We start from the raw sequence: 9036 nt of genomic DNA on the forward strand, positions 1-9036 counted from the left end.
GAAACAATGATTGCCGCACGATTGGGGTAGGGTTCAGCCACATATTCCGCGTACACCTGGTTGACCACTGCCAGATGCTCGCGGTCCGTCACGTAGATGAGGGCCTGGGTCAGGCCTGCCATCCCTGTGCCGGCGCAGTTCAGAGTATGCTCCAGGTTGTCCATGGTCTGTCTGATCTGTGGCTCTATGCCACCAGGGACAACCTGGCCATCACCGTTGATAGGAATCTGGGCGGTAAACAGAATACCGTTGGCGGTCACTGCCCATTCCAGTGGCGCTTTCGAGCGTGGCAGTTCTGTCGCGATGGGGTTAATTGAAGGTGCGGTGGTCATCCATTTTTCTCCGGTCAGTCGTTATCGCTCTTGCCAGCACCTGCGCCGCTGCGGGAAGCTTCGGAAGATTCCACCAGCAAACGGTCGGCGAGGGATTTAAGGGTTTTCCAGAGCTGGTCGTCCACCTCCAGCCCTTCCACCAGGGCCCGGTCCCTTTGCTGCACCAGGTTCTCTTCGGTTTGTCGCATCAGATTGGTCAGGGCGTAGTCCGAGCGCAAACTCGGCAGCAAGTCAACGTGGTTGGCCATGATCAGGGTAATGCCGTCGTTCTTTTCGGTATCGTCAGGGATATCCTCCAGGCTATACACACATATTTCCGGAACCAGGTGACCCGCCTTGAAGCCAACTACCTGTTCGATCAGGGGTTCGTGGGAATTGCGCCAGAAGGCCGTTACGTTCATGCCCCGACGGGCCAGCCTGGACAGATAACCGATCACCAACACCCGGTTGTGGCAGTGACGGATTTTGGTGATCGACAACCCACGCGCCCGGGCTCTGGCGTACCCAAGCTCCAACGCCAGGCTGGCATTGCCGAGTATGCTGTGATTGTGGGCATCCAGAACGCTGAAATCGGCGTCCTGGTAAACCAGGGTCGGAGTCTGGGCGGGATCCTCGGTCAGCAGGTAATCCAGGCCTTTTTTGAGGGCCGCGACACCGCCGAGTCCGTGGGCTTCCATCCAAGCGACCATTTCTGCAGCATCAATGGCATCACCTTCCTCGAAGCCGATGCCGATAAACGCCTTGCGACCCATTCCCTGCAGTTCGTTGAATGAGACTTTCATGATGGTTTCAAGTCTGGTTCTACGGGGAAACTCCAGTCATCCAGGGCCTTCAGCCGTGCCTTGTCGGTACCGTGATCGCTGAACAACTCACAGAATAACGGTGCACCCTGAAACAGGGTTACCCGGACCCAACGATCCGACTTGGGATCGAACCGGCTGGCACCGAAAAACGAGAGCTTGGTGCGCAGCAGGTGCATGGGTTTCATATCCCGGTGCCATAGATTGGCCTGGATCTCGCCATAGGGTGTGGCTCCCATGGTCTGGATGCGCCGGACACATTCTTTCTGTCCGGGGTGGGCCATCAGGAACTCCACCACTGACCCGCGGGGACTGCGGTCCAGAAACGCATCCAGCAACTGGTACGTGCGGTGAATCCTGGGGCCGATGGCCAGGGGGAGCTCTTTCTCAGCGCCGGGTTCTTCGGCACGCACACCCAGCCGTGGTTCTTCTTTTTCAACCGATCGGTACCAGAACCAGTATCGATGGTCCGGATTCTTGGGGTCGTAATCCAGTGCCCAGGCAAACCTGGACTCGATCATATTTTTAAGAACGGAAGCCCGCATTTCCGGCTGCAATTCCAGTATTTCCTCACAGCCCAATTCGTCCTCAACCGCATCAATAAGGTCCGGATAGAGTTCGATCAGCAGTGTATTGATCAGCTCCTGGGCTTCCAGGGAACAGTTGTCATCAGCCCAGTCCAGCAATTCATCCCACAGGTAGGGCGTGGCCTCCGTCTGATCGAGCCAGCGAATGACCGATGCAATGGAAGCCACAGTAGCGGCGTTGCGGCGGGTCTGCTCACTGTCCTCGGTGACCGTTTCGACAAAATGCTGGTGGGCCCGTTGCAGCAGCGTCATCAGTTCCTGGCGGGTGCTTCCGGTGGGCAACTGTTCCCGGGCCCAGGCCAGCGCACGCTCCCGACAGTAGACCCACTGCTGGATCAATTGCGGATGGTTGATCAGGAAAGGCGCCATTCCCAGTCCGGTGGAGTTGCCAATGCCCAGATAACGCTGCAGCTCCGGGGCCAGGCCGACCGCACGAGTTGGAGAACGGCTGGAGGCGAGATGCTCTACCTGTTGTATCGAGAAGTGACGCAACAGATAGACAGCGAACATCTGGGCCGAAAATGGCCGGTTGAAATCCGGGTTTTTCTGCAGGCGCGCGTAGTCTGCAATGCCGAACTTGCCATTGCCATACACCGCCGTGGTGCGATAAAGGTAACCGACACGGGTCAGCCATGCGGGATCCGGTTGATGCCCTGAGGCCAGGGCGTCGACAAAGTGATCGAAGTTACGCAGGCTCTTGTTGGCCCGCGACAGCACCAGCAATCTCGGATGCTGTCGGCCGGCCTCCTGAAGGGGGACGTTGGCGGCCATCTGAGCCAACAGGCTGTCCTCAACCGACCCTTCGACCAGCGCGAAGGTGACGTCCCAGGCTTCGGCAATAACACGATCGGATCGGCGCTCGGGCTCCAGGTACTGGGAAAATATCACACCGTGGTAGGTGTGATGAGGTGTCTGCAGGCGGTAAATCATAACGCCATGCCCGTGCTCATCCAGCTCATCCCGAACCGTTGTTACCGTCCAGTCCTCACGTGCCATCTGACGGACCAGGCTGCGCGAGAAGCTGAGGCGGCTCGCGTGCAGGCTACCCAGACGCACCAGGTTCATGACCCTGGCGGCAGGACGCAGTTTCAGCCGAGGTTGCGTGTCCAACTGGGTAGCCATGTTTTAATTCCTCGAAACAGAGTCAGACGAAACTGACGGTTGACCGACCAGGGCCACTTCGCCCTTGGGCGGCACAATGCCCTGCTCCCTTGCCATTGCATAGGCGGATTTCGGGCCAATGTAAAGTGACGGCAGCAGAATCAGGGAGACGGGTATCGCTGTGATGACAATGAATTGTTGCAGCGCACTGATCTGCCCCGCACCCATGTATAGAAGCACCGCCGCCATCAGAGCCATCGCCACGCCCCAGAAAGCACGAACGATCGGGTCAGGGTTGTCATGCCCTGCGCTGACCACTGCAATGGCGTAGCTCATGGAGTCGCCCGTGGTTGCCACAAAAATGGTGGTGAGGACCAGAATGGCCAGCGCCATCAGCGTGCCGCCGGGCAGCGCCTGGGCAATGGTGAGCGTAGCCACATCAAACTGGAAGTTGTTGAGAGCTTCGGTCAGGTCGATCGCACCTGTCAGCTGGTAGAAAATGCCGGAGCCACCCAGTAGGGTGAACCAGATGGTGGTTGCCACCGGTGCCATAACGCCCACCGCGAGGATCATCTGGCGGATCGTCCTGCCGCGGGAGATGCGGGCAACGAAGATTGCCATCAGGGGCCCGTAGCCCAGGAACCAGGCAAAGAAGAACACGGTCCACCACTGCATCCACCAGCCTTCAGCAGTACCGGCGGTAACCGTTGCCATGGCAAAAAAAGAAGTGACGTACTCTCCGAAGCCCTGGGTGTAGGCGTTGGTCAGAAACAGTGTCGGACCGAAGATGAAAATTACCGCCGCGATGGCCAGTGCCAGAAAGACATTGAACCGGCTCAGCAGCTGGATACCCCTATGGATACCGGTCATCGCCGAGGTCACATAAACACCCGCCAGCACCAGCAGTATCACCAGCTGGGTACCGTACCCCTCGGGAAAACCGAAAAGCTCATGAAGGCCAAAGCTGACCTGGGTTGCCAGGAAACCGATGGGGCCCACCGTACCGGCAACCACTGCGATCACACAGGCGGCATCCACGAGGCCGCCAAACCAGCCATGCATCACCCGGTCGCCAAACACCGGATAAAGCAGTGTTCTGGGCTGCAGTGGCTGACCTTTCACATAGTGGGCATGGGCCAGCACGATGGCAGACAGCGTTCCCAGAATTGCCCAGGCCAGGAACCCCCAGTGCATGAATGACTGAGCGAGGGCCGGCGCGACTGCCTCTGCGGTTCCCGCTTCGGTGCTGAATACGGGCGGAGTCACTACAAAGTGATACACCGGCTCACCGGCAGCGAAGAACACACCACCGCCTGCCAGCAGCGTACACATAATGATGGACAACCATTTGAACGTGCTCAACTCCGGGGTGCTCCGATTGCCCACCTTGGCACTGCCCGCCGGGGAGACAGCTACGCCCATGCCAATCAGAAAGGTCAGCAACAGCAGAAGCTGGAAGAAGGAGCCCAGAGTCTCGGCGGTCCAGGCAAAGCCGCTTGAAATCAATCCGGCCGTCCACTCGATGTCATAGAGTGAAAGACCAAGAAAAATCAGAATGAATCCGATGCTCAGGCCCAATACGATCGGGTCCCCCAAGCGCTTGATACCCGCTTCCTGAGTCGCGGTAGAACTGGCTGAGATTGTCATGGCGTTTTACCTGTTTTTGTTGTCGGAACTTTGTAGTTGGAACAAAGAAAATTCAGTACACCGCCCCTGGCTGAGGTTGCGTACCCTCGGTCAATTGCCGGAGCCAGTTACGGCCCATGATCTTCTCGATCTCTTCACGGTTGAATCCCTTCAAGTGCAAACCTTCTGCGATATTGGTGAAATGGCGATTGTCACTGAACCAGGACAGCGGCTTCGGCCAGCCGGCATTCGCCTTGTTGCCCTCGCCATAATCCATGGCCTTGGTCCATCGGCCGTTACGCATCCATGTCAGTACGGATTCAGGCTGCCCCTGGCACAGGTCGGTGCCCAGACCGATGTGGTCAATTCCCATCAGTTCCGCGGTGTCGGCCACCATGCCGCAGAACTCATCAAGCGTGCAGTCCGGGCCGTTCTTGAGGTGAAACGGATACACAGAGAACCCGAGGATACCGCCGCTTTCCGCCACCGCGCGCAATACGTCATCCGACTTGTTGCGTTTTGCCGGGTGAAAACTGGCCGGATTGGCATGGGAGATAATCACCGGCCTCTCTGACAGTTCGATAGCATCCAGAGTCGAACGCTCCGAGCTGTGGGACATATCAATCAGCATACCGACCCGGTTCATCTCCCGGATCACTTGTCTGCCAAAACGGGTGATGCCACTGTCTTCCGCCTCGTAGCAACCGCAGGCCAGTAAACTCTGGTTATTATAGGTAAGCTGCATGATCAGCAGCCCCAGCCGCCGCATAATCGCAACCAGATCGATATCATCTTCAATAGGCGAACAGTTCTGGGCACCGAAGAAAATCCCCACCCGGTTACTTTGCCGGGCCCGTTCAATGTCGCTGGCGTCGCGCACGGGCATGATCAGGTCATCATGCTCTTCGAAGCGGCGCTGCCATTCTCCGAACCGCAACAGGGTCTCGCGGCAGTTCTCGTGATACACCAGTGTGGCGTGTACCGCATCAACACCGCCTTCCCGCATTTCTTCGAAGATGGCCCGTGACCAGTTCGAGTACTGCAAACCATCAATGGTCAGAACAGACTTTGACATGGCTGAAGCCTCAGGCCTTGGTGTAACAGGTTTTGACGATGGTGTAGAACTCGCGGGCGTATCGGCCCTGTTCCCTCGGCCCGAAGCTGGAATCCTTACGGCCACCAAAAGGCACGTGGTAATCGGTGCCGGCAGTAGCCAGGTTTACCATCACGCAGCCGGTCTCCGCCCTTGCCTTGAAATCCGTCGCCCAGTGCAGGGAGCGGGTGACCAGGCCGGCGGTAAGTCCGTAGTTGGTATCGTTGAGGGTAGTCAGTGCCGTTTCGTAGTCCGGAACCCGAATCACACAGGCCACAGGGCCGAATACCTCGTCCCGGTTGATAGCCATGTCATTGGTGGTGTCAGCTAAAAGCACAGGCTGCATGTAATAGCCCTTGCTGGCTGCACTCACGTCCTCACCCCCGAACGCCAGCGTGGCACCCTCCTTCAGGGCAACATCTACCCAGCGGCGATTCGCTGCCAGCTGGCTTTCGCTGGCAATCGGTCCAATGACAGTGCCGTCCGCCAGCGCCGGGCCAACTTTTGCCTCAGCGAGCTTTGCGGTCAGCCTGGCAACAAACTCATCATGCACCGCGTCAGTAACAATCAACCGTGAAGAGGCCGTGCACTTCTGCCCGGAACCGGAATAGGCACCGGCGAAGGCGGCATCAACCGCGACATCCAGATCAGCGTCGTCCAGCACGATCAGGGCGTTTTTGGAGCCCATTTCCAGCTGGCACTTCACCAGGTTGGCAGCGGTCGCAGCGGCCACACGACGACCAACCTCCAGCGACCCGGTAAAGGTGACGGCCTGGACCTGCGGACTGGTGATCAGGGCTTCGCCCGCTTCGCGACCACTGCCGGTAACCAGGTTGAACGTACCGGCGGGCAGCCCCTGACGACTGATAATTTCCGTCAGCGCCCAGGCGCTTGCCGGCACCAGATTGGCGGGCTTGAACACCACCGCGTTGCCGAATGCCAGCGCCGGGGCAATTTTCCAGACGGCGGTTGCCATGGGGAAGTTCCAGGGGCTGATCACCCCGACGACCCCCAGCGGCTCGCGGCGGGTTTCGATCTCGACACCGGGCCGCACTGATGCCACCCGGTCATCAATCTGGCGAAGGACTTCAGCGGCGTAATAATGGAAAAACTGACCTGAGCGATACACCTCACCCTTGCCCTCTGCCAGCGGCTTGCCCTCTTCCCGGGAAAGCAGTTCGCCCAGTTCGTCCTTGCGGGCAATCAGTTCATTGCCAATCGCCATCAGCACGCTGTAACGGGTCTCAAGCCCGGTTTCAGCCCAGGCTTTCTGCCCTTGCCGGGCATCCTCAATGGCCTGTTTCACCTGACTGGCGCTGGCCTGGTCATAATGACCGATGATATCGGAAAGATCAGACGGGTTCTGGTTGGGCTGGGCAGACTGTTCACCCTTGACCCACTCTCCACCGATGTAGAGTGCGTGTGACTGTGACATGGGTTCCTCCTTAATGATTACCCATAGCCTAGGCGTCTTTTATGTATAAGGATAATCAAAATTATCGTATTTTTGATAAGCTATCCTTATTACTCTCGACTCTGTTCGGATTAATAAAGCATGGGAATTGAGCTCAAGATTCAGCCACTGCGTTATGTGTTGGCGGTTTGGGAAGAAGGCAGTTTTCACGGTGCTGCCCGCCAACTGCATCGCAGCCAGCCGGCGCTGTCCATGGCTATACGGGATCTGGAGGAACGGCTAGGGCAGCCGCTTTTCGAAAAGAATCTCAAGGGGCAGCTGACGCCTTTCGGAGAGTATTGCCTGCCCCGTTTCCGGGAACTGGTGAAGCAACACGACCGTCTTGCCAATGAGTTACAGCATGTCGCCGAAGGGCAACAGGGTCGTGTTACGCTGGCGACAGTGCCCTCTGTCGCCAGCCGTCTGATGCCGGAATTTCTGGCCGCGTTTATTGCCGAATACCCGAACATCAACATTAACCTTCACGACGAAAATGCAGAGTTCGTATGCCGTATGGTCGCCAGCGGTGAGGTGGACCTGGGAATCAGTAGTGTCTGGGCCCGGGATGAGCACCTGAGCTACACACACCTGTTCGAGGACAATATAGGGGTTGTATTGCATCGCAACCATCGGCTGGCAAACCGCGACAGCCTGCAGTGGCATGAATTGAATGCAGAGCGTTTCATCGCCAACGGTACCTCGCGGCTCTTGCAGAATACTGCCGCAGCCAGCCTGGTGGATAACAACGACTTTTACATTTCCAACATGATCTCCCTGCTTGCCATGCTGGAAGCTGGCAGTGGCATCACCACCCTGCCTCGCCTTGCCTTCCCGGTGGATAATCAGAAGTTGAGCTTTGTCCCCCTCAGCGACCCCAAACTGGTACGCCAGATTGGCATTATTAAACTGGCGAACCGCTCACTGTCACCCTCGGCCCAGGCATTGGAAGAGGTAATTCTGAAACGGCTGAAAGATGTGACAACCTAGTTTTCTTGCCCTTGAACAATCCACCATTGACGGGAGTCAAAAAGCGAGTAGCCTGATGAGTTAACATTGAACCAATGAAACTCAACCCACCCATAGAGATTAACTATATGTCATTGGAAAAGCACGACCTGATTCACGAAATCCCCGAGTCCAAAGATGCCATTCATCATCTGAAAACCAGCAACAACCATTTTGCAAAGCTGTTTGATGAGTACCACGAGGTTGATCATGCCGTTCATCACTTCGAGGTTGGCGCAGAAAACACTTCTGACGAGCATCTGGAAAATCTCAAGAAACAGCGCCTGAACCTGAAGGATCAGTTGTCTGGAATGATTCGCGAGTACGAGTCGTCAGCATCACAGTAAGCGAACGGTAAGAAGAAGGCGCTGAAACTAGCAGCCCTGGCAAATGGGGCAGTAATACAATCGCCGGCTGGCAATGACCGTTTTCATGATGCCTGTACCGCAGTGGTGACAGGCCTCCGAGTCACGGTTGAAAACCATGTGGCGGCGCCGCGAAAAGGCCCAGACGGGCCAGGTAGCTGATCTCGCCAAGGTTTTCGGGCCGGACCAACTGGATATCGGAGGCACTGTATAGCCGGGCTGCTTTTTTCTGACCGAGTATGGCGAACCGGAGCTGTCGGTTAGTGCGAGGTTCCTGACCCGGCTTTCCCATCTGCCACTTTCCGTATAACTGGTTGTGGCTATACACACACCATGGCCCGTCATCATTGGTTGCCGAGAAAAACACGAGCACTGCCTTGCCTCGTGCCTCCACTCCCGTCACCTGACGCCCCGACAGCAAAGCTTCATAGGCTTTGAAACGATCAAAAGCAAAAAACACCTGCTCAGCCCTCTGGCCTGCAACCGCTTTTGCAATGTCGTCGACCATCCGTCGTATTTCCGGACCTTCGGGCATGGGATTACTCTCCCGGGTACTTCTCGCTCGCTACATCCCCTCCGGGGGAAATGACGACACTTGCTGCCAGCCGGCAGCGTTGTGCAACACAGTTTCAGTAGCGTGGAAAAAGAAAGTCCTGGGTCTCCATCGGCATCAG

The 9036-nt window shown here is 57.1% G+C and carries 9 protein-coding genes; 2 read left to right on the top strand and 7 right to left on the bottom strand.

Features of this window, described 5'->3' with window-relative positions:
• The 6 genes from ACESMB_RS08750 to ACESMB_RS08775 form a co-directional block, all read right to left on the bottom strand.
• On the bottom strand, nucleotides 1-332 hold a 332-nt coding region (locus ACESMB_RS08750), incomplete at its 3' end, for a RidA family protein (RefSeq protein WP_372926202.1).
• A 14-nt stretch (nucleotides 333-346) separates the two neighbouring features.
• Nucleotides 347-1114: a DUF3726 domain-containing protein gene (locus ACESMB_RS08755; protein WP_372926201.1), complete on the bottom strand. Its 768-nt coding sequence runs from the start codon at nucleotides 1112-1114 to the stop codon at nucleotides 347-349.
• The gene (locus ACESMB_RS08760; protein WP_372926200.1) at nucleotides 1111-2841 is read right to left on the bottom strand and encodes a hypothetical protein; all 1731 of its coding nucleotides are present in this window, start codon (nucleotides 2839-2841) and stop codon (nucleotides 1111-1113) included. Before ACESMB_RS08760 ends, ACESMB_RS08755 begins: the two co-directional genes overlap by 4 nt.
• Nucleotides 2842-2844: 3 nt before the next feature.
• Nucleotides 2845-4467: a BCCT family transporter gene (locus ACESMB_RS08765; RefSeq protein WP_372926199.1), complete on the bottom strand. Its 1623-nt coding sequence runs from the start codon at nucleotides 4465-4467 to the stop codon at nucleotides 2845-2847.
• A gap of 52 nt (nucleotides 4468-4519) precedes the next feature.
• Nucleotides 4520-5521, bottom strand: a complete 1002-nt coding sequence (locus ACESMB_RS08770) for a dipeptidase (protein WP_372971347.1) — start codon at nucleotides 5519-5521, stop codon at nucleotides 4520-4522.
• Nucleotides 5522-5531: 10 nt separating this feature from the next.
• Entirely contained in the window at nucleotides 5532-6974 is a 1443-nt protein-coding gene (locus tag ACESMB_RS08775) for an aldehyde dehydrogenase family protein (RefSeq protein WP_372971348.1), read from the bottom strand.
• Between the two features lie 120 nt (nucleotides 6975-7094).
• Here ACESMB_RS08775 and ACESMB_RS08780 point away from each other — a divergent pair, with 120 nt between their 5' ends.
• Nucleotides 7095-7979, top strand: coding sequence for a LysR family transcriptional regulator (locus ACESMB_RS08780; protein WP_372926196.1), 885 nt, complete (start codon nucleotides 7095-7097; stop codon nucleotides 7977-7979).
• A 107-nt stretch (nucleotides 7980-8086) separates the two neighbouring features.
• Nucleotides 8087-8344 (top strand): YdcH family protein, encoded by a 258-nt coding sequence (locus ACESMB_RS08785; RefSeq protein WP_372926195.1) that lies wholly within the window; start codon nucleotides 8087-8089, stop codon nucleotides 8342-8344.
• A 121-nt stretch (nucleotides 8345-8465) separates the two neighbouring features.
• Here ACESMB_RS08785 and ACESMB_RS08790 read toward each other — a convergent pair whose 3' ends face one another.
• Nucleotides 8466-8897, bottom strand: a complete 432-nt coding sequence (locus tag ACESMB_RS08790) for a DNA-formamidopyrimidine glycosylase family protein (protein ID WP_372926194.1) — start codon at nucleotides 8895-8897, stop codon at nucleotides 8466-8468.
• Nucleotides 8898-9036: the final 139 nt, after the last annotated feature.

The sequence above is a fragment of the Marinobacter sp. genome (assembly GCF_041686475.1).
Lineage (GTDB): Bacteria > Pseudomonadota > Gammaproteobacteria > Pseudomonadales > Oleiphilaceae > Marinobacter.

Excerpts from the sequence above, each read along its gene's own strand:
- ACESMB_RS08790 (WP_372926194.1), bottom strand. The coding sequence starts at position 8,897 with ATGCCCGAAGGTCCGGAAATACGACGGATGGTCGACGACATTGCAAAA.
- ACESMB_RS08770 (WP_372971347.1), bottom strand. The coding sequence starts at position 5,521 with ATGTCAAAGTCTGTTCTGACCATTGATGGTTTGCAGTACTCGAACTGG.
- ACESMB_RS08780 (WP_372926196.1), top strand. The coding sequence starts at position 7,095 with ATGGGAATTGAGCTCAAGATTCAGCCACTGCGTTATGTGTTGGCGGTT.
- ACESMB_RS08775 (WP_372971348.1), bottom strand. The coding sequence starts at position 6,974 with ATGTCACAGTCACACGCACTCTACATCGGTGGAGAGTGGGTCAAGGGT.
- ACESMB_RS08755 (WP_372926201.1), bottom strand. The coding sequence starts at position 1,114 with ATGAAAGTCTCATTCAACGAACTGCAGGGAATGGGTCGCAAGGCGTTT.
- ACESMB_RS08760 (WP_372926200.1), bottom strand. The coding sequence starts at position 2,841 with ATGGCTACCCAGTTGGACACGCAACCTCGGCTGAAACTGCGTCCTGCC.
- ACESMB_RS08785 (WP_372926195.1), top strand. The coding sequence starts at position 8,087 with ATGTCATTGGAAAAGCACGACCTGATTCACGAAATCCCCGAGTCCAAA.
- ACESMB_RS08765 (WP_372926199.1), bottom strand. The coding sequence starts at position 4,467 with ATGACAATCTCAGCCAGTTCTACCGCGACTCAGGAAGCGGGTATCAAG.